Origin of the sequence: Kurthia huakuii LAM0618, assembly GCF_000505545.1 — a bacterium.
Classification (GTDB): Bacteria; Bacillota; Bacilli; order Bacillales_A; family Planococcaceae; genus Kurthia; species Kurthia huakuii.
This window is the reverse complement of sequence record NZ_AYTB01000028.1, coordinates 1-21,105: the sequence shown is the minus strand read 5'-3', so window position 1 is coordinate 21,105 and position 21,105 is coordinate 1. Positions and strand designations below refer to the sequence as shown.

The 21,105-nt window shown below is 35.5% G+C and carries 22 protein-coding genes; 14 read left to right on the top strand and 8 right to left on the bottom strand.

Translation table 11 applies throughout. From position 1 onward, the window contains the following. Positions 1-284: 284 nt before the first annotated feature. From V514_RS19875 to V514_RS0117895, 8 genes are all read left to right on the top strand, one after another. Positions 285-1,853 (top strand): McrB family protein, encoded by a 1,569-nt coding sequence (locus V514_RS19875; protein WP_029501155.1) that lies wholly within the window; start codon positions 285-287, stop codon positions 1,851-1,853. 1 nt (position 1,854) lies between these two features. Next, on the top strand, positions 1,855-3,171 hold the full coding sequence (locus tag V514_RS0117925) for an McrC family protein (protein ID WP_035945109.1): 1,317 nt from the start codon (positions 1,855-1,857) through the stop codon (positions 3,169-3,171). Between the two features lie 208 nt (positions 3,172-3,379). Continuing rightward, a complete protein-coding gene (locus tag V514_RS0117920) occupies positions 3,380-4,030 on the top strand; it encodes a recombinase family protein (protein ID WP_029501153.1) in 651 nt (216 codons plus the stop codon). A 69-nt stretch (positions 4,031-4,099) separates the two neighbouring features. Next, the gene (locus tag V514_RS0117915; protein ID WP_029501152.1) at positions 4,100-4,648 is read left to right on the top strand and encodes a hypothetical protein; all 549 of its coding nucleotides are present in this window, start codon (positions 4,100-4,102) and stop codon (positions 4,646-4,648) included. Between the two features lie 55 nt (positions 4,649-4,703). Beyond that, the gene (locus V514_RS0117910; protein ID WP_029501151.1) at positions 4,704-5,258 is read left to right on the top strand and encodes a hypothetical protein; all 555 of its coding nucleotides are present in this window, start codon (positions 4,704-4,706) and stop codon (positions 5,256-5,258) included. 702 nt (positions 5,259-5,960) lie between these two features. Beyond that, positions 5,961-6,794, top strand: a complete 834-nt coding sequence (locus tag V514_RS0117905; RefSeq protein ID WP_029501150.1) for a ParA family protein — start codon at positions 5,961-5,963, stop codon at positions 6,792-6,794. Position 6,795: 1 nt separating this feature from the next. After that, positions 6,796-7,173, top strand: coding sequence for a DUF5388 domain-containing protein (locus V514_RS0117900; protein WP_029501149.1), 378 nt, complete (start codon positions 6,796-6,798; stop codon positions 7,171-7,173). Between the two features lie 742 nt (positions 7,174-7,915). Next, complete coding sequence (locus V514_RS0117895; protein WP_029501148.1) at positions 7,916-9,424, top strand: primase C-terminal domain-containing protein; 1,509 nt, start codon at positions 7,916-7,918, stop codon at positions 9,422-9,424. 252 nt (positions 9,425-9,676) lie between these two features. Here the strand turns inward: V514_RS0117895 and V514_RS0117890 are convergent, their stop codons facing one another. The 7 genes from V514_RS0117890 to V514_RS0117855 all read right to left on the bottom strand — a co-directional run bounded on the left by V514_RS0117890 (position 9,677) and on the right by V514_RS0117855 (position 14,334). Further along, the gene (locus tag V514_RS0117890; RefSeq protein WP_029501147.1) at positions 9,677-10,213 is read right to left on the bottom strand and encodes an N-acetylmuramoyl-L-alanine amidase family protein; all 537 of its coding nucleotides are present in this window, start codon (positions 10,211-10,213) and stop codon (positions 9,677-9,679) included. Next, positions 10,210-11,058: a tyrosine-type recombinase/integrase gene (locus V514_RS19870; protein ID WP_029501146.1), complete on the bottom strand. Its 849-nt coding sequence runs from the start codon at positions 11,056-11,058 to the stop codon at positions 10,210-10,212. The genes V514_RS0117890 and V514_RS19870 overlap by 4 nt, the downstream gene beginning before the upstream one ends. 92 nt (positions 11,059-11,150) lie before the next feature. Beyond that, positions 11,151-11,291, bottom strand: coding sequence for a YvrJ family protein (locus V514_RS20155; protein WP_081715100.1), 141 nt, complete (start codon positions 11,289-11,291; stop codon positions 11,151-11,153). A gap of 9 nt (positions 11,292-11,300) precedes the next feature. Next, complete coding sequence (locus tag V514_RS20495; RefSeq protein ID WP_161630222.1) at positions 11,301-11,447, bottom strand: hypothetical protein; 147 nt, start codon at positions 11,445-11,447, stop codon at positions 11,301-11,303. Positions 11,448-11,606: 159 nt separating this feature from the next. Then, the gene (locus V514_RS0117870; protein ID WP_029501139.1) at positions 11,607-11,849 is read right to left on the bottom strand and encodes a DUF2922 domain-containing protein; all 243 of its coding nucleotides are present in this window, start codon (positions 11,847-11,849) and stop codon (positions 11,607-11,609) included. Positions 11,850-11,875: 26 nt separating this feature from the next. Continuing rightward, positions 11,876-12,118: a hypothetical protein gene (locus tag V514_RS0117865; protein ID WP_029501145.1), complete on the bottom strand. Its 243-nt coding sequence runs from the start codon at positions 12,116-12,118 to the stop codon at positions 11,876-11,878. Between the two features lie 1,685 nt (positions 12,119-13,803). Beyond that, positions 13,804-14,334, bottom strand: a complete 531-nt coding sequence (locus tag V514_RS0117855) for a hypothetical protein (protein ID WP_029501144.1) — start codon at positions 14,332-14,334, stop codon at positions 13,804-13,806. Between the two features lie 58 nt (positions 14,335-14,392). On the opposite strand from V514_RS0117855, the gene V514_RS0117850 reads away from it, so the two are divergent. From V514_RS0117850 to V514_RS0117825, 6 genes are all read left to right on the top strand, one after another. After that, entirely contained in the window at positions 14,393-14,809 is a 417-nt protein-coding gene (locus tag V514_RS0117850; protein ID WP_161630221.1) for a VOC family protein, read from the top strand. 452 nt (positions 14,810-15,261) lie between these two features. Beyond that, positions 15,262-15,672, top strand: a complete 411-nt coding sequence (locus V514_RS19450; protein WP_051392502.1) for an HNH endonuclease — start codon at positions 15,262-15,264, stop codon at positions 15,670-15,672. A gap of 387 nt (positions 15,673-16,059) precedes the next feature. After that, positions 16,060-16,230, top strand: coding sequence for an antitoxin (locus V514_RS20275; protein WP_152529009.1), 171 nt, complete (start codon positions 16,060-16,062; stop codon positions 16,228-16,230). Positions 16,231-16,245: 15 nt separating this feature from the next. Then, positions 16,246-17,229, top strand: coding sequence for a DNA cytosine methyltransferase (locus tag V514_RS0117835; protein ID WP_029501142.1), 984 nt, complete (start codon positions 16,246-16,248; stop codon positions 17,227-17,229). Positions 17,230-17,328: 99 nt separating this feature from the next. Continuing rightward, positions 17,329-18,606: an IS110 family RNA-guided transposase gene (locus V514_RS0117830; protein ID WP_029501141.1), complete on the top strand. Its 1,278-nt coding sequence runs from the start codon at positions 17,329-17,331 to the stop codon at positions 18,604-18,606. 403 nt (positions 18,607-19,009) lie between these two features. Beyond that, complete coding sequence (locus V514_RS0117825) at positions 19,010-20,467, top strand: DNA cytosine methyltransferase (RefSeq protein WP_029501140.1); 1,458 nt, start codon at positions 19,010-19,012, stop codon at positions 20,465-20,467. A gap of 344 nt (positions 20,468-20,811) precedes the next feature. On the opposite strand, the gene V514_RS19445 is transcribed toward V514_RS0117825, so the two are convergent. After that, on the bottom strand, positions 20,812-21,105 hold a 294-nt coding region (locus V514_RS19445), incomplete at its 5' end, for an IS66 family transposase (protein WP_035945108.1).

Here is a 21,105-nt window from a genome sequence, read left to right as displayed (position 1 = left end):
TGCCTACAAGATTATATGCGTTATTTGATTACGGGCTTACAGTAAAAGTTCTATTATTGGGCTCCTAACCGCCATATTCCTATACCTATTTATTTAGTATCTTATGTGATTTTCTGAAAATAAGGGTTGCTTAAAAATGGAAATATTAATAAAATCATGTTTTATTTAGCGAATTTATTGCATCATTTCTATCACAAAGTTTAATTTGAAAAGATTTCTGTGATATCTAATTACACTATGCTATCCTAGTATCATATATAATTAGGAAATTAGAGGTGTCTTCTATGGCAAATATTAGAGATGTACTTATACAAATCTCAAATTTATTTAAAGACCAAAATATCAGTGAAGAAATTTTAAATGTTAATCTTAAGGACCCTAAGACTTCTTTTGATACAATCCTTATCAAGAAATTAGCTAAGAGTAATACAATTACGCATAGTGCTTCTACAAATCAGACTCATATTGCATTGACTGGTAATGAGATGGATATATTCCCATATTTACATAACTATGCTTATTTAGATTCTCCAGATCCTAATAGGAAGTTTAAGCGAAGATTTATATTAGAACTACCTATCACTTTATTGACAAATAATATTAATTATTTGGTTGGAAAAGATATAGAAGAAACGACTAAAATAATTGAAAGTCTAACTACAACTGCTCGAAGCAGACGTGGCGATAACACTCAACAAGTTGAAGTGTCATACATCGAAGAAGATGATGGAAATTTTGTTGACTTTAGAAAGGAATTATACACTGGTGACTATATCATCTTCCTAAAGTATTTTAAACAACCTAAATATGTTGCAATAGGTGTTAAAGGAAATGATGGCCCTAAATACGAATTGGATAGTTTAAAAGGATTGTCCGTGCAATCGGTTGAACCAACCCATGTAAGTATTGCTGAACAAAATAATCGACCGGTAATTAGTGAAAGAAAAACTACATATGAGAATGAGTCTATAGAGAAAATTATGGACCTTTTAGACCGTAATCCCAATTTAATTCTTTATGGTCCCCCTGGAACAGGAAAAACCTTTTACATCAATCAACTAAAAGATTACTTCGATCATAGCGAAATTATTACTTTCCACCAATCATATTCATATGAACAATTTGTTGAAGGTATTACTGCTAAAGTTGAAAAAAGCACTGGTCAACTTACATACGAAGTAGAAGAAGGGATATTTAAGAATATTTCTGAATATGCACGAAATGACAACAATAAAAAAGTTGCATTATTTATCGATGAAATAAATCGTGGTAATATTTCAAAAATTTTCGGAGAACTTATTACTTTAATAGAAAAATCGAAAAGAGAAAATGCTGCAGAAGAGACACTAGTAAAGCTTCCATACTCGAAGAAAGAATTTAGTGTTCCGAAAAACCTTTATATAATTGGAACAATGAATACTTCGGATAGATCTGTGGCACTTATTGACATTGCATTAAGAAGAAGATTCTCATTCTTCGAAATCACTCCTGATTTTTCATACTTTGATAGTGCAGAAGATAAAATCAAAAATACTATTCAAGCAATTAAAAATATTAACGATCTTATTAAAAAGACAATAGATAAAGAACATATTATAGGTAATAGTTATTTCTTCAGTCTTCTAAATAAGACTGAAAACGAGTTAGATGAACAAATTAAATATGTTTGGTTATATCAAATCCTTCCATTACTACAAGAGTATTATTATACTAATCCCAAAACAATTACAGACGTATTGGATTCGTTAGTTCTTGATAGTAATCAACGATTTTCATTTGGCATAAACTATGAAATTTCTAATGATGAGTTCCTTGAGACAATTGAAAATATTTCAAAAAAGGATCTTGAATAATATGAGAATATTAACCACCTATGAATACTCTGAAATTTCCTATACCTCTATTTTTGAGGATGCCAGATCATTAGAGTCTATTGAAAAAATAAAGGGCTTGGAAAATCTTTTTATTGATAAATACAAAGGTATGGTTAATTTTAAATTAAGTAGTATATCATTTAAAAATTTTGTAGGTATTATTAAAGTTGACGATCTTTTAATTGAGGTACTTCCTAAAATCTATAGTGCTGGCTCAGATAATGAAGCAACTATAGAAAAAAATGATATATATAAGAATCTTAATTATATGATAAATAAATCTTCTAAACTCTCTATTAGAAATATAGATATTGCTAATTATGGGAATAGCGAAGATAGTATATTTTTGGATTTTTTTATAAATATGTTTTTACAAGAGTTATATACAAACTTATTTAAAGGTACCTATAAAACATATGTTTCTAGAGAAGAAAATCTTAGATATATTAAAGGTAGATTACTTGTTGCAGAGAACATAAGGAAGAATTTCATTCCCAATAAGATATACTGTAAATTTGACGAATTTACTGAAGACAATTTAGTTAATCAAGTTTTAAAATATACTACTAAATTAATGTCTAAGATAACAAATTGGCGACAAAATCAGATTCTTGCTGATAACATTATTCATGCTTTTAATGATGTGAGTGATATGCATATTACATCAGAAACATTTTCTTATATTAGAGAAGATAGGTTATTAGGGGAATACTCAAAGCTCCTGGGTATTGCGAAAATGTTTATAGATGGCCAATCTTTTGATATAAATTCAGATAATCAGTTAAACAATTTTATATTTAATATTGATATGAATATAGTTTATCAAGAATATATTTTTGAACTTTTAAATGAGTATAAATCAGAAATTTTCGGCAATAATTTAACAATACGCTCTCAATACTCGAAAGAACATTTAATTTATGATAACAGTAATAAAGGACGCTTTTTACTTAAACCTGATATAGTAATTTTGGATAATAATAACGTCAAAATAATAATTGATACTAAGTATAAAAAATTAAATGCATCCGGTCATCGGAATGGTGTAAGTGATAAAGATTTGTATCAGATGTTCGGATATTATCACAAATATAATCAACCATTAATTTTTTTATTGTATCCAAAATATCAAAATGATATTAGTAATCAGTACAGATTTGAGAAACATAAAGAGCCCGTAGTTTTTATAAATACTATTTCATTAGAAAATAAGTTATATACTCCTCAAGGAGAACATGAATTAGTAGAATCACTAAAACGATTATTTGAAAATAAAGTTACTGATAGTTTAGCTTGATAAGTAATGAAATTCTTATAAGGTTATGTGATTAAATTTTTTATCATTTTTCTAAAGAATCTTTGGAATTATAAATGGTTATGTTTATAAAATCATACTTTACGGACACCTAATTTTAGGTGTCTTTTTTCGTTTCTAAAAGCTATCAAATTAATTTATAAACGTTTATAATTAATTATATAGATTTACAAACGTTTGGAGGGTTACTATGAGTACAAAAATATTCGGTTACATTCGTGTTTCAACTGCAGACCAAAACACAGCACGTCAGGAAGCAAAGATGAAAGCGCTTGGTATTGATGAGCGAGATATTTACATCGATCATGCGAGTGGCAAGGATTTTAACCGCCCGCAGTATCAAAATATGAAAAGTCGTATGCGTGAAGGCGATTTGATTTATGTCGATGCACTCGATCGCCTGGGTCGTAATTATGAAGCGATTATTTCAGAGTGGAAGGAAATCACACGTAAAATTCAAGCAGACATTATTGTGCTTGAAAATGAAACGTTATTTGATAGCCGGAAATTTAAAGCGATGAATAGCGAGGATAGCCAGCTCGGGTCATTAATGGAGGACCAATTCCTATCGCTCCTTTCGTATGTGGCCGATCAAGAGCGTAAAAAGATTCTGAAGCGTCAGAAGGAAGGCATTGCTGCTGCACGCAAAGCCGGGAAGCACTTAGGCCGCCCTGCTATTAGTTTGGAAACATTGTCAAAAGAGCAGCGAGCGATTTTAGAAGCTAATTTTGAAAAATGGCAGTCGAAAGAAATTAAAGGTGTGGAGTTTATGGAGATGCTGGGATTGAAGAAGAATACGTTTTATAAAGTGGTCAAGGAATATACTATATCACATAATTAATAATAATGATTTAAAGCTATCATTCCTTATTATTTCATAAATTGTTAAGGTGAAATGGGAGGGATTTTGATGAAAAAGTTATTATTATCTGCTGCTCTTGCAGTAGGTGTGAGTACTGCTATGACATTATTGCCAAGTCAACAACTTGAAGCAAGTGCTAAATCGTATGATATGAAATCAAGTTTTGCACAAGCATTGAAAAAAGGGACTTTACCAAATTCGAAAGGAAAAGTAGGTGAAACTTTTAGTTCTTTACATAAAAAGGCAAAAGGTACTTATATGAATATGGGAGATCCAGCATACTATAAAGCTAAAGATGAAGATAGTTACAATTTTGATTTTCCGCCAAACTATTTAGGGGATTATATTCCAAAAAATGCGACAGTAAATTCTATTGGACGCTGGTACAATTATAAAATATCAAAATCCTCTGTCGAAAAGTATTTTGGAAAGGCTTATAAAGGTTATGATGAGAGAGGAAAAAAAGTTAATACTTATATCTATAAGACTGGTAAATATTATACGTATGTAAAAGTAAATTATAAAAGTACAGAAGTAATTGTTGGAACAAAAATGGGTGTATGTAGTGTTACTTGGGTGGACAATTTATATAAATAAGCACTTTATATAGAATGTTAAATAAAAATTATCGCTTATATTGGGAGAAGTGAAGATGAAAAAATTATTATTAGCTGCTGTTCTTGTAGCAGGTGTGAGTACTGCTATGACATCATTGCCAAGTCAACAACTTGAAGCAAGTGCGAAAACGTATGATATGAGTCCAGCATTTGCTAAAGCATTGAAAAAAGGAACAATGCCGCGTTTAAATGGGAAGGTGGGCATGAAATACAAGACGTTGAAGCAGAAAGAACCTAAGGGACATGCATTTATCAGTGATCGCTTCAATTTTTATGAATTAAATGATCAAAGTCAAAGTAGAGATTTATATGGCTTTAAGGATTATGAAAAAATAGCTCCTTCACACAAAGTAACAATTATTATGAGAACATATGATTATTTGATTTCTTCAAGCTCTGTAGAAAAACATTTTGGCAAACCTTATAAAGCAATTGACATGGACAATAAAAAGGTCAACTCATATGTTTATAAAGCTGGAAAATATTATGTCTTAGTATTACCAGATAAGAAATTGAATTCAACAGATGTCTATGTGGGTACAAAATTTGCAATTTTAAATTCTATGTTATATAAGAAAATTTATCGATAGTAGTTTAGATTTGGATTTTAACATCTAAACTTGTCTACTTCCATACCTTTTATATAATATCAACTATAGACGAGTTTATAGACAAAATCCATTAAAAAAACGCCGCTTCAATGTTAATTTGAGGTGGCGTTTTGATTTGTCTATAAAAGGATGGTTATATGTATGATAGATTGTCAAATAAAAATAGAAAAGTGAAGAAGAAAATTAGACCGCTCCTTTTTTGAAAAAAAGGCGCCCCAAAAAACTACCGCTCGCCACTAGGCAGGTCCAAAAGGGTTTGGACGGGCGTTTAGCGTGGAAGGAATTGGTCGCGTCAATTCTTAAATTCTCACTCCGCTGCGCTACGTTGCGATTTACATTGACGCTGGGCGGGAATTGACGGACATTTGTGGTAAAAATTGAATAACTGAATAATTTATCGTGTAGATTCGACAAAATTTGAGATTTTTTGGGATTGGCGGAGGATTGGTCCGGGTAGGTGCGCAGCGCCAGGACGAGTCCTCCGCCATTTTGATAGAGTGACAGTTTGGTGCAAATCGCGCACCACTTTGTATACGGGGATGGCCGGGACAGGCTGCGGCAAGGTGCTTGCACCGGCAGATCTGGCGGCGCTGTAATGCTTTGATAACTTTGATTATATCCTAATTAGTGTTAAAATATATGCATATACAAAAACAAAAAACTTTAGGAGGATAAAGCGTTATGAATAATGGTAAAGCTATTGTAGTGACATTTGGGAATTTTAAAGGTGGCACTGGTAAAACAACAAACTCGACGCTGTTAGCATATGAACTCGCAACGCAAGGTAAGAAAGTGTTGCTATGTGATCAAGACCCCCAGGCAAATGCGACTTCACTTTATTTGAAAACGAAAGAGCTTATTAGTGGTGATCTTCATTCATTTAACAAAACGTTAATGACCGCAATTAAAGAAGAAGATTTAACGCAAATCGTTACGGAAATTAAAGAAAATTTGTATCTGCTACCAAGTTTCAGCGATTTCGCTCTCTATCCACGTTTTTTAGAGCGCAAATTTGGTACGTCATTAAAAGATCGGGTGCAATATTTTTCTACTCTACTAGAGCCACTCCGCAGCGAATTTGACTATATTTTTATCGATGTCCCTCCTACCATTTCAGATATTACCGACTCAGCGTTATATGCTTCGGATTTTGTTGTCGTTGTACTGCAAACACATGAACGCAGCTTACAAGGTGCAGAAGGATTTACAACATATTTGCAATCTCTAATCGATGATTACGATGCCCATTTAGATATTGTTGGGATTTTACCCGTTTTACTAAAAAATGGCGCACCAGTTGATATGGCGACATTAGATAGTGCGCGCGAAATCTTTGGCGCTGAGAATTTATTTGAAAATGTTGTTACAAATATGGAACGTTTAAAACGTTTTGATATTACAGGAATCACAGACGACGATATGCATGATCGCCGCGTACATCACACATACAAAAAAATTGCGGTCGAGTTTGAAAAACGCTTAGCGAAAGAATTGGCTATTCAGGAGGAAGTTTAGTATGAGTAATTTATTAAAAAAAAGTAATTTATCACGTAAGCCAAACGCCAAACCAGCGGAAACTTTTTCATTGGAAGATTTAAAAGAAGAACCTAAAAAGGTAGAAGAAGCAAAAACAGCTGAAGAAGCTGTGATAGAGAAAGTTGCACCCAAGAAACCCACGACTAAGAAAAAGCGCAAAATAAATGAGGATATTACAAGTGTACGTGTCACAAAAGAAACGCGCTCACGCTTGAACGCGTTAATCCAGTTGGGACGCGCGGAGAACGTTGACGATCTGATTGATGCGATTGTTGACGATTATATTGAAATGCAATTAACACCTAATGAAAAGAAAACTTTTGATATTTTAGTGAAAGTTATTCAAAAACGAGGGTAAGTATTATACTTTTAATGGAAATTTATTATTGAAATGAACCTATATATCCTTGATAATTTAATTAAGATGTAACGGATGAAACTTGTAAGGTCTTGGGCCGCATACTATAGTGTCATCGGTTAAAAATGACGACACCAGTAGGTAGCTAAACGATAGCACTTACTGGTGTTTTTTAATATATGGAAATGATAGCGCTACCATTTATTTTGTTTAAAAAATTTTTTTCGACGTCCTAAAATATATATGGATACGTATATGTATATATACGTATATGCATATATAGATATATACGTATATGCATATATCCAAAACGTTGATATGGCGCGGTTTACAGAACGTATATGCATATATAGATATATACGTATATGCATATATAGATATATACGTATATGCATATATTAATATACGCATATATGCATATATGCGTATATTAATATAGCTCAAAATACAGTTGCGTAAACGATTTTTAAAATATATAATGACGTTAATAAAAAAAACCGCTTTAGCTGGCAGGCTAAAACGGTTCATTACTAAATAACTTTGCAGGCTATTTAGTAGTGGATAGCTGTTTTGCAGACAGACTATCCGTATAAGTCTGATCCACCACAAAGGATACTAAGACTAGTAAAGATGAATAGATTATAGCAGTTAAAAATCTTGTTTTCAACAAGGTTGTTTAATTCTATTTATAGATGTCATTTTTTACAGTCATAGTTTCCTGAAACAGAAAGGAAATGTTAATATGACTGTTTTTAATTTGCATCAAATCATATCATCAATCACACATAACAGTCTCACGACATATCGCAAGCGCAACTCTAAAGTGCCAAATGCTGCTTACGCCGACACCGCTGACAAAAAAGGTGCCGTTTTTGTAGTGCGCAAAAAAGAGGATTTTAGTAATGGTCGAGTTAAAGGATACATCGTGACGTCAAAAGAGACATTGGCAGCAGAGGCCAATCGTTTGACTCACTGGACGCCTAACACGTACCAGCGCTTTTGCTATACAGATGATACACGTACATACATAAAAGGATTTGAGGACGCAAATCTGTCTCAAATCAATACATTTGTGGTCGACATCGACACGAAACGACATAGCGTTAATGATATTATGCTTGCTTGTATCGATCACTCGATTGGCGAGCCATCGATGGTATTAGAGACGCCAAACGGTTATCAGGTTTACTTTATGTTGACCGAGCCGATTTTTATCTCAAATAAAAATAATTTCCGCAGCCTTGTAGTGGCTAAGCGCATCGCCAATAACCTCAAATCGAGCTTATCGAGTGTTGATGCTGATATTTACTGCAATGACTTCGGCTTTTTCCGTATGCCGAACTCTAGCAATATTATTTGGTATAGCCAAGCGCGTTACACACCTAAAGAGTGTATTAATTGGTCAATGCGCCAGGACGACGAGGAGTCCCGGGCACTTTTTGCGGTGCCTAAAAAAATGACATCGCAAAGCGTCATGGACTCAGAGTGGTTTGCGGCATTACTGCACGCAACGGATATCAAAGGACAAAAAGGACAAATTGGTCGGAACAACACGTTATTTACACTTGCACTTGTATGTTACCAGGAGGGCATGGATAAGACGAGAGCGTATGATTTATTAGACGAATTTAATTCAAATCTCCGCTATCCGTTGAGTGTTTTTGATATGCGCGCAACGCTTAACTCGGCTTACTGCGGTAAGTATAATGGTGCTAGTCGTGTATATGTTGAAGCATTGCTCGAAACATATGTTGTTGGGGGTAGCGACTTTACGGTAAGTCTCGGTAGTACATATTGGTACAAACATAAAAAAGAACGTAAGGATCGCGTACGCAGCCACTATGAGGAGTGGGAACAAGATATTATCGACTATTTAACGGACAAGCAGGGCGCTCTAGAGCCGTTTGTTTGGCATACACAAAAAGAGCTTTGCGCAGCAGTAGGAATCGCGCAGAGCTCTTTAAACGTGGTTATGAAAAAGTCTAACAAATTATTAAAGACAGTAGTAGGGCGAGGTTGCACAGCAAAAACAGGCTGGACAACAATCGGCTTATTTTTAACGCACATTATGCGTATGCATCGTGCGCAGTCTGCAGCGTTTAAGCAAGGGCTCGACGCGTTGATCCATAGTTACGTTGTGCAATTAGCCCCGGTTGCAGGGTACGAGTCATTACGCGTTATCTTGTCACGCCGCAATGGACCACCAGACGAACAACTGACCATGTTCGCATTGCATGAAGCCGCTAGTTGAACCAATACTCCAGTCTGCCTAACATATTTCTAATTACGTTTTTCTTTTTCCTTGTAGCTTTGCTGTATGATTTATTTATATATTGTAGTTGTATGCAAGGGAATCTAGTTGTTTTTGTGTTTATTGCAGTTGCTTATAGCTTTATGGTCTTATTAATTGTTTTAAACAACACAAAAAAACCGCAGCCTTTCCACAGCTGCGGTAACATGAAATACCTTCTTATCATACATTATAAAGCAGGTAATCAATTGATTAAATTTTCCCACAAGCCACTTTCAAATCAACAAAGCACCCCGCCAACCCATCAACCATCGCCTCAAACTTTTCATCAAACAACCGATTATCTTCACTATTATCAATAAACCCAGCCTCGATTAATACAGCCGGGGATCGTGTATTACGCAATACATAATAATTGGCTGTCTTTACGCCACGATCAGCAAAGCCAACTCGTACTAGCACATTTTGCAGCTGCACAGCCAAATCTTTAGCTTTTGCACTTGCCGTTGGGTATGTAAATACCTCTGCGCCGTGTGCTTTTTCTGGCTGATGTGCATTACGGTGGAACGATACAAAATAGTCGTATCTGGAGGCTTTGTCACGCTTTACGCGCGGGCCTAATCCCAATGTTGTATCAGCAGCTCTCGTCTCGTCAACAGTCACCCCAGCTTGCCTTAATCGCTTCGCAACAGCCCGTCCTAAGCGTAACACATCATCCGCCTCCTTCCGACCTTTGTAAGATGCTCCTGGATCGTTCCCACCATGCCCATAATCAAATAATAGTTTCATAAAATTTTTTCCTCCCTTAAAAGTTTTGGTGCGATATTTGTAAAACTCGAAAATGCATTTTGCGTGTAATGCCGCGTCATGTTGAGCGATCGGTGCCCCAGCAGCATTTGGATTTGCTCGATTGCAATGCCTTGCTCCAATAATCTTGTCGCAAATGTATGGCGCAATACGTGGCAACTAAACGCGATGCCGGTCTTTTGTGCAAAGTTACATGCATGACGCTGTAACGTCCTCGGACTGCACCTAAAAGCTGACTCCGACGACACCTCTAGATCGTTAACATATTTGGCCACAATACGCGCCGACTCCGCACTCATGACCGGGATTAGCCGGTTACTGCCCCATTTCGCGTCCTGGATGTCGATATACAGCGCACCGTCTATATAGCTAAAATCTGATTTGGTCAGATTCGTAATTTCGCTCACGCGTGCCCCGGTTGCCAACATCAAATGAAAAGCTGCGTTCGTGTGATCCGGCAGCGTGCTTACATAGCCAATAAAACTGTTTAACTCGTTATCGCTCAAACGTCGCTGCGAGTTGGGCGGTATTTTGATTTTCATCAATTTCGACACCGGGTTAAAGTGCACCTCCTCGGCCAAAATCATGTAATCAAAATAGTTACGCACACACGATAAAATGCCATTGACAGTCCGGCTTGACTTTTCAGACTCCAATAAATGCTCCTTAAAATCGAGTAAATGGGACGGTTTTAGGTCTCTGAGGGGCATTTTTTGTTGATCTAGCCAACTTCCAAATGCAATTAAATGATAACGATATGTCTCAATTGTATTAAATGCTTTACCTTCGTACTCTAAGTGCTGCAGATATTTATTAATTGATAGCATTAAAGTCCCCCTTGTGTCGCATATTTAAATATATGTTGTATCAAAAACACGCTTCTCGAGCTCATGAGCGATTTCTGAGAGCCAGAACGTGATTAGTCTTTCTCAAATTGATTCGTCAATTTTGCAATGCTTTCCGTTAATAACTCTAATTTTTTTTCCATCCTTACGAGCAAATAGATTGCCAATAAAAACGAAAATCCGTAGTCCAAATAATTGAATAGCTCTTCCATCATTATTCCCTCCTATTCTTCGTCAAATGTAAAATCACTTTCGGTGCCGTCCGCCGATACGTTGATCCGCAGCAAATCGCCAAAATTTTCACCACATTTTTTGCATAAGTCGATTGTGCCCATTAAAAACTTGCCATCCAATGCGTTGTAAATAAACATTTTAAAATAAATATCGCGTACCCGATCGCAACACTCACATTTTTTATAATTTGTGTGGGCTAACGACATGATTTTAAAACGATTTTTTTTAGCAGTGATAAGCGCCTCCTCCCTTCTTCGGTCAATAAAAAAAGCCAGGCCAGCGCCTAGCTTTAGGTCCTAGCTAATTACGATACCAAAATCTTTTGTGAGCTTTTCGATTGTTACCGCACCCTTAATTTCAGGTTTCGAGATTTGTCGAAAAGGTCGTAAGTCAACAAAAGTTTGCATGACCGCTTGTACATCAGCAGCCGTAAGTGTCGGTTTCGGGTTTGAGATGCTTAGCGTGCGATCTTTTTTGTTATCCGCATCGTAAAATTTCATGACCAAAACCTTTGTCAACGTCTCTTTTTGAGTAGCCATATTGGGGACCTCCCTTCTTTATTAAATTAGTTTTTGTTAATGATTGGATAAACTTCTTTCGTGTCTGTCCATTCGCCGTAAAATTCGCCATTTGCCGGGCGTTCGACAATTTTGTCAATTGCTTTTAATAGCTCGGTGATTTCATCTTCCGTTAAATCCAAGCGCAGCGTCGGTAATGTAAAACCTTTTGTGATTGTTTTTTCTTTTACAGTGTCAAAGTAGTTATACTTGTACGTCAAACCATGTGTGCGTGTGTAACCAGAGATCATATTTTTCACCTCCTTCCTGTAACTAATATATAATTTTCAAATATTATTGTAAACGCTTTCATTTATTTGCGGATAAGCGTCAAATCAAGCTTGTTTACAGCGTTAGCAACTATCCAAGCCCCAATAGCAAAAACGTAAAATCCTAACATAAATCCCACCTCCATCACTAATTTTTTATCTAAGTATAATTAATAATGCGGGACCGTGCCGATTGTCATTTATTTAAACGTAAAAAAGACCGCCTAGCGACTAGACGGTCTTTTTCTAAATTGAAGGGTTTGCACCGATCAATCTGAAGATTATGGTATTTATTTTATAATAAGCGTTCAAATAAAGATATTAAAAATCTGAATATTTTGTTGATTTATTGATACCATTTTACAATTCGATATAAAAAGTTAGAAAACTATATCGTGCAGCTTGTCCCTTGACGCCAAACAAGGCCATGTTACGCTGTTTCAACGGACGCCAAGTGCATTTTTCCGCTTGGTGTGCGGCGTCCGAAAAACATGGCCTGAAAACTTTGGGGTCAAGGGTGAGCGATTTTAAAAACTGTTTGATGATACACAATAACTAAGGCAAGTAGATTGCACTTTTTCTTCTAGGGGTCTCGCCAACATTTCGGAAATTTTGTACGCTAAGGCACTCCCAAAAATGGTTGTAGGCTTAATCTATGGAACTTTGTTTTTAGGAATGAGTTTTGGAACTAAAATGAGCCAGTTTTAGAGAATATGAATGGTTATTTGATGCCGCGCCATAAACGAACATTATTGGCACTTATGCTGTCATATAAAGGTTACTGATCTTAACGTACAATTTTTCCGTTTTGCTGTCTGTACGCCTAACTGCAATAGTTGTTAAATCATGCCCCGCCTCGCCGCCTCCTAGCGTGTGGACTATCATGCAGATCCCGGCCATCCTACACGCGCCCAGCTCTATCCGATTGCAATCACACTAAGGAAGCGATGTTGTAGCGCTCACTCTCGTTCGCTTCACCATCGCCTCCATTCATTTCCCACGCACTTCCACACTAATCCCCCTCCCCCCGCCGCCCTCGAGCACCCGGCATCCCCCACACCCTGTCAAAAAGGGAGAGGATTTTCGAGGCGCTCTTGGGGGGAGGACATGTCGGCCTACACCCGCTCCGCTTTGTGCAGTCCGACTTTAGGAGGCGGCTTCGGCTACAAGTTGCAATGACTCGCTTTCCGCCTTTCGCAAAGTTCATGCTCCGCCAGGTCCTTTCGGCGCTACGCACCTTGTCAGGACCGGCTCGCACAAAAAATAAGCCCTCTCGATGTCGGCGCTGTCGCACCTTTGCAGATCGAGAAGGCTTTTGATATGTTAAAGCGCTATACACGCCTAGATTCAAGTGATTCGTAGCGAGTGCCGCCCTGGGAGCTTACGCACCTGCAGGCCGCCCTCGTTCATAGTTAGCAAGCCATCTAGATTTTCGGCGCTGTCGCACCTTTTCAAAATCAAGAAGGCTTGGTTGTGCTACAGCCATATGTTTGTTGGCCAGTTTAGTGTTTGCATCGTATGAGTTTGATTACTTGGCGGATCTACGCGCATAGTATGTAGACGCTCGTGTTGGTTCACCGGCGCTATCGCACCTTTTCGTGAACCAAAATACCGCCAACTGGTTCCTCGGTGCAAGCACCTTGCGGAATGAAGTTGGCGGTATAGTTTTAGTAGAAAATCACATCATAAGAATTCATAATTGCTTTCTTAGTTCCTACCTGAAGTATTGTGTAAGTATCTGAAATACTTGAAAATTTATAAATACTTACGTAATATTTTCCGGCCTTATAAAAGGATGTTCTATTTTCTTGAACAGAATTTGATAAGCTATAATATTTTAACTCCTTACCTAATTTCTTTTTTATAGAAGAACTAGAAATTAAGTAAGTATAAGAACGTTCAATTAATATTATTTTTGAATTTGGTGTTGGATTAGAAGAATTAAATACGTAATAATCGTCACCTATTGTATCTTCTATAAACGGAGTAACTAAAAGGCCATTATGAGATTTCAAATTCTTTTTTAGTAAACCAATTTTTCCATAAGCATCTGGGAAAGTACCCTTCTTCAAATTTTTTGCAAGTTTACTACTCATAGATTTTTCTTTTGCCTCAGCTTGTAAATTCATATTTAAAAATGCTGAAGTCATGAAAGTCCCACTAATTATTAATATTATTGCTAATAAAATCTTTTTCACAGTAATCCCCTCCTACTTCAAAGAATACATTTACTGAAAAAAATAATATATTAACTTTATGCTATCATTAAAAGAAAATAGAAATGGTGAAAACATGCCTCAACTCAAACTTTATTACATAGACTTTCCAGAGCAACAAATGCAGTACGATGTCGGCACCATCCAGATAAATAATGACAACTTAACTGTTCAAAATGCCGAAATTTGTCGAATTTTAAATGCCGAATCTTACGACATTGCCGACTATAGCGATGAAATTTCCATTTTAGTTGATGATGCGGGTTTTTATAAATCTGGGCTACCAATTTGGAAAATCAATACGCCAGACGGTCACACACTAGAGCTTATCGGCAAGCTACTTTTCGTGCGCAATGTTGAAACAGAATACAGTACTGATTTTACCGATATTCGCGCAGAAGATATTTTTAATTTCCGCATTGGAATGGAGATAGAATTGTTGGGAATGAAGAAGTAATTAATGGATTGACCAATTTGGTGTTAATAAAACCATAAAAGATGACGGGCCTTTTATATTTATTTGAATAATTGTGCGCAAAGGCTATACGCGTGAGGCATTCATTTGTGCACCGAATACAACGAAAAAGGCTAAGTACTTAAATGCACAGGGAAAAGCGAAAAAATGAAGCTTCGCATTTGTTCAAAAGCTGTCTACATGACAAAATTGTCTGGTAACACATCTTCTAAGAAGACAACAACAAGACATAGAAGAACTTGTACAGAGCTTATTAAAAACTATCCAAACAGCGTCAAAAAGGGGCACCTTATTAAGCCAAAATAGACTGCGACAACGATGGTTGGATTTTCGAGCGTTAAATAGTTTAAGGAAGAGGATAATTTTATTATTGCCCATTTTTTTGTAAATGGACGTGATATATTAGAAATAAACAGTATACAGGAGGGGGAAATTTGAACGGAAAAGTTGAATTTGAAAAGATGAAAAGTGAAGCATGTGCAATAGAATATATTTTAAATGAAAAATTAGTTGAACTTAACAAATATCGTCAGCAACCAGATTTAAACAATCTTGTTATATTTTCAACGCCTCGTCAGACAAAAATGGGTGGTAATTATCCGCGTAGTCTTGCAGAGAATTACATATCAAAAGAAAACAGTGATTATAAGTGCGAATATGATGATTCACATGAAAGTTTTATTGCTGAAGGTGGCAATATGTATGTGGAAACACATTATTTGATTCCAATGTATGCGCAAGATTTATTTGAAAATACATTGGATTTTGCAGATAACATTATTACATTGTGTCCAGATTGCCATATGAGATTAGAAAAAGCGTCTGTAGAGGAAAGAAAATGCTAAAAGCTTTATTTACGCAAAGAGTTGACCGCTACGAAAAATACGGCATAGAAATAAATTTTGAAACGCTTTTAAGTTTCTATGAATAAACGAAAAAAGGATGATCATATGTGATTATCCTTTTTTCGTTAGTAAAATCCTCTTGTTAGTAGATTTAAACAACTAGCTCACATTTTGTACAAGGTAATATTATTAAATTAAATTTAAATTACTGATTTTAAAACATATCTGTTTAAACTTTAATATGTATCAATGTATCCCAAGGTCATTATTCTTTTTGATAATCTATAAAATCACTAATTATTGTGAGGGAAAAGTAAGGTGTGTACGTTATTAAGTATATATGTTATGATTTATATCAGGGTCTAAATTGAATTGGAGGTTTATGTTATGAAGGAACGTCGTCCAGGACGTCCTGCAGGTAGAAAGAAAACTTCAAAATTAGAAGTTGTGTTAGAGCCAGAAATAAAACAAGAGTTTATGGATTTATTAAAGAAAGAGAATAAGTACTGTTCTATTGTCATCAGAGAATGGATTGTAGAGTACATAAAAAAAAATTGAGATAGAGGTTTTTAAATGAGTTTAGCATCATTATTTAGTGGATGTGGTGGATTAGATTTAGGTTTTATAAATGCAGGGTTTAATATTGTATATGCGAATGATTTTGACAAATATGCAGTGCAATCTTATAGACATAATTTGGGGAATCATATTCATTTAGGGGACATAACAGAAATCCAACCAGAAAGTATACCTGAACACAATATTTTAATAGGGGGATTCCCTTGTCAACCATTTTCGATGATGGGACAACAGAGAGGGTTCTTAGATGGTGTCAGAGGTACATTGTTTTTTAATGTTGCTCAAATTATTCAATATCACATGCCTAAAGTGGTTGTTCTCGAAAACGTGAGAAATTTAAGAACACATGATAATGGTAATACTTTAGCAACTATTATTAACACTTTGGAAAATATTAGAGGTAATGGTTTGGGAAATGGTTATAATGTCAATTATGATATTTATGATAGTAAAGATTATGGAGTACCTCAAACTAGAAACAGAATATTTTTAGTTTGCATTCGAAATGATATAGATGTGACATTTACTACACCTAATATAATTCCTATAGATGTTGAAATAAATAATTTACAGAGCATTCTAGAAGAAAATGTGAATCCAAAATACTACTTAAGTCATCGGATATTACCTACTATTCTAGCTCATGGAACAGGAAATTATTATTCTCGCTCAGAGATAGATTTACAAATTGCACGCCCCTTAACGGCGACTATGGCAAAAATGCATAGAGCTAACCAGGATAATTATGTTACTCAGCCAAGTGAAGATGCTGTTGCTGCTGGTAAAACAAACATTAGAAGACTGACACCTAGAGAATGTGCTAGATTGCAAGGTTTTCCAGAAGACTTTGAAATAGTTGTCTCTGATTCACAAGCATACAAACAATTTGGTAATGCTGTAACGGTTAATGTAGCAGAAGCCATTGCTAATAGATTAATAGAATTAATTCCAGATTTAATAGAGGAGCATTCCTGTTAGAAGGATTTTCAGAGACTTGAAAACAAAAAAGCCCTCCTGTATGATGCTTGAGTGTCAACTGGCATTGACGCGCATAATATACAGAGAGGACCCATCCGAATGAATTTTAATACGAATGAAAAAATAAATCAAGTTTCTGAAAATACACTCGTTATCGGCATCGATATTGCCAAACGTAAACACTATGCTTGTGCAGTTGATGATCGAGGACGTATCCTTCAAAAATCCTTTCCGATTATCCAATCTAAAATTGGATTTGATGACTTTTATGAGCGTCTTATGACGCTAAAAGAGAAACACGAAAAACAGGAGATTCTAGTTGGCTTCGAGCCAACAGGCCATTATTGGATGAACCTCGCTGCCTTTTTAACACATTACGGAATTCCGTTTGTGATGGTCAATCCGATGCACGTTAATCGCTCGAAAGAACTTGACGATAATCTGCAGACGAAAAATGATCAAAAGGATGCGCTGGTCATCGCACGTTTAATACGTGATGGCCGATTTAGCTATCCACGCCTTTTAGAAGGCGTAGAAGCAGAATTAAGAAACGGTGCGACCTTACGTTCAAAACTTCAAGAAGATTTGAACGCACTTCAAAATCGTATTATCCGTTGGCTAGATCGATTTTTCCCAGAGTTTACACAAGTGTTCAAAAGCTTTGGAAAAATGGCGTATGCAGTGCTTGAAAAAACACCGCTACCAATGGATATTCAAGGGAAAACAACTGAAGAACTGCTTTGCCTTTATCGTCAAGTAGACGGGCTGAAAAGCCCTCAACTGCCAAAAGCGAAACAATTAGTCCGTATTGCGCCTCACTCAATTGGATTAACAGAGGGGCTTGTGATGGCACGTTTTGAAATAGCCACGCTACTTTCTCAGTACCATATGATGCAGGCACAACTCGATGAACTAACTTGTCAGCTAACGACTCTTGCGAAACAAATGACGGATTATGATTATTTGGCGTCCGTTCCTGGTATCGGAGATATTACTATTGTCGATTTATTATCAGAAGTCGGTTCACTCACACAATATGCGCATCCACGCCAATTAATTAAACTAGCGGGGCTTACATTGCGTGAAAACTCTTCTGGCCAATCAAAAGGACAAAAAAGAATCTCTAAACGAGGTCGGCGTAAATTAAGGGCGCTTTTATTCCGCGTTATGATGCCTTTAATTCTTCATAATTCTGCTTTCAAAGCGCTTCATGAGTACTATACGACAAGGACGAAAAATCCTTTACGGAAGAAACAGTCCATTGTCGTACTTTGTGGGAAACTGTTAAAGATTTTACATGCCTTATGCAAAAAGAAAGTGATGTTCGATGAACATCAGATGATGACAGACTTTACGGTTCTCAAAGCAGCTAGTTGATTACATTTGACTGAAAGTCTAAACAAAAGGATAACACGGAGAAGCCAGCACTATTCATCACCTTCGACCTTTCACTTTATGAATGAGTCCCTAAAGGAGCATCGCTAGCCTCTGCCTTATGAACAGACCGAACGAAGGAATGTACGCGCAATTAGACGCCTAGAGATATGGGAGGGTTCGTCGTCATAAGCTACGCAGAGATCCAAAAGTGTATCATATAAACTTGGATTCAGAAGAAATTATTTCCATTAAATGGTCTCTTCTTTAGCGTAGCGTTTCGATGAATTAACATAAATATCAATTAATACAAAATTAAGTTAGATATGCGTGTTGGAAAATATTTTTTTGACACTCAAAAATGGCGTGAGCCATTGATATATCAACATTTATAGAGGGAGTAATTATGTTTAAAAGTTTTGATATTCATTTTGACAAAAAAGAAGAAAAACAATTTATTGAATGGATTACCGATATATATAAACATTTAGAAATTTTACAAGATGAGAATAACAGCGAGTCTTCTTTATATACTATAAATAACCTAATCGATTTAGGGATTATAAAAAAAGAAGAAGATTTAGAGGAGTTTAAAAAATTTTTCTATAAAAAAATGAAAACGTATAATTGGGAAAAATTTATAAATTTAATATCTTCATTAAATCACGATGAAGGGAAATGCGAAATTCCTAAATTATGTAATTCTTGTAGAAGACAGATTTTAGAGGAATCTATGCGTAATAATAGACCTACTTTAGTAGATTTATTCTGTGGGTCTGGTGGAATGTCTTTAGGATTTAATAGAACTGGTTTTAAAACTGTTTTCGCAAATGACATTGAACCAAGTTGTATAGAAACATATCTTTATAATCATCCAGAAGTTAATCCAGAAAAAGTGATTTTAGGGGATATTCAAGATATCGCGCATACAGTCCAAGATTACACTGAAGGAATAGATGTTGATGTTGTTATCGGAGGACCTCCTTGTCAAGGCTTCAGTAATGCCAATAAACAAAGAGTAATTGATGATCCTAGGAATAGATTATATAGAGAATATGTAGAAGTAGTTTCTAGAGTTAGACCTAGATTTTTTGTGATGGAAAATGTTATTGGTATGAAAAATATTGCTGCGCAAATTATTGAAGATTTTAATGCATCTGGATATGATGTAGAATATGAGGTTTTTAATGCTTTAGACTTTGGTGTACCTCAAAATAGAAAAAGAATTATTTTCATAGGAAATAGAGTAGGTATAGATAATAGTGTATTAATATCTCAAATTAAAGAAAATAACGCACTGATTGAATCTACTACATTGGAGTCAGCTATTGCAGATTTGCCAATATTACAAGCATCGAGAGTAAAGAATGCTACTTCTATTGAAAACGATGAGATTGGGAAAATTATAAATTCATACGAAGAGACTGAACAAAATCCTTATTTACAACGTCTTAATGGAAATATACCTAATATTATTTACAACCATAAAGCCCGTTTTAATAATGATAGAGATATTGAAATTTTTAGTAGATTATTTCAAGGTGATAAATCTGATGATCCAAAGATTGCTGATATAATGCCGTATAAGAGTAGAGAAGGTATTTTTAAAGATAAATATTTCAAATTGGTTTATAATCAGCCTTGTAAAACTATTACTGCCCATATGAAGTTTGATTGTAATATGTATATTCATCCAACTCAAGCTAGAGGACTTACTCCTAGAGAAGCTGCTCGTGTTCAATCTTATCCAGATGATTATTATTTTAAAGGGTCTTTCACTAAAACATATATGCAAATAGGAAATGCAGTGCCTCCGTTAATGGCTGAAGGTATAGCAAATGTGGTTATAAATTATATTAACTGATTCTATTAATTTTATGTTTTAAAACGCAAATTATACAATTTATATGTTAAAATTAGAATGCAATAAGAAAATTTAAATAATTTCTTATATGTATTGACGAAATTTATCTTCCTAGGAAAATAAATTCACACTACTTGATGAGCATTTGTCCATGATCTAAAGTAGTAAAATCCAGTAAAATAGCTGGTTAGGCTGTAGACAACTCAGAAATTTTGAGTTCGTTTATGGTCTTTTTTATTTTATTCATTAGTAAAAGGTAAGCCCGAAATATAAAAAAACGCGCACCTTAACGGTACGCACAGCAAATAGCCGATTAGTCGAATGATTTTTGACTAGTCGGCTATTTATTTTCTACAAGTGGCCTGAATATCTTCGGACCATGGTAGATAACGCTCTAAAATTTCTTGTTGCTGCTGAAAAGGCAGGTTCGGTAAATCTGTCATCAATTTCACCAAGTATTGATAGAAATCAATGCCATTGGCTTTAGCAGTTTCAGCAAGACTTAAACAAATGGCATTTGAATGAGCGCCTGCTTCACTGACAGAAAACAGCCAATTTTTTCGACCAATCACATTTGGACGAATCGCATTTTCTGCAACGTTATTATCAATGGCTATATAGCCATTATCAAGGAATCG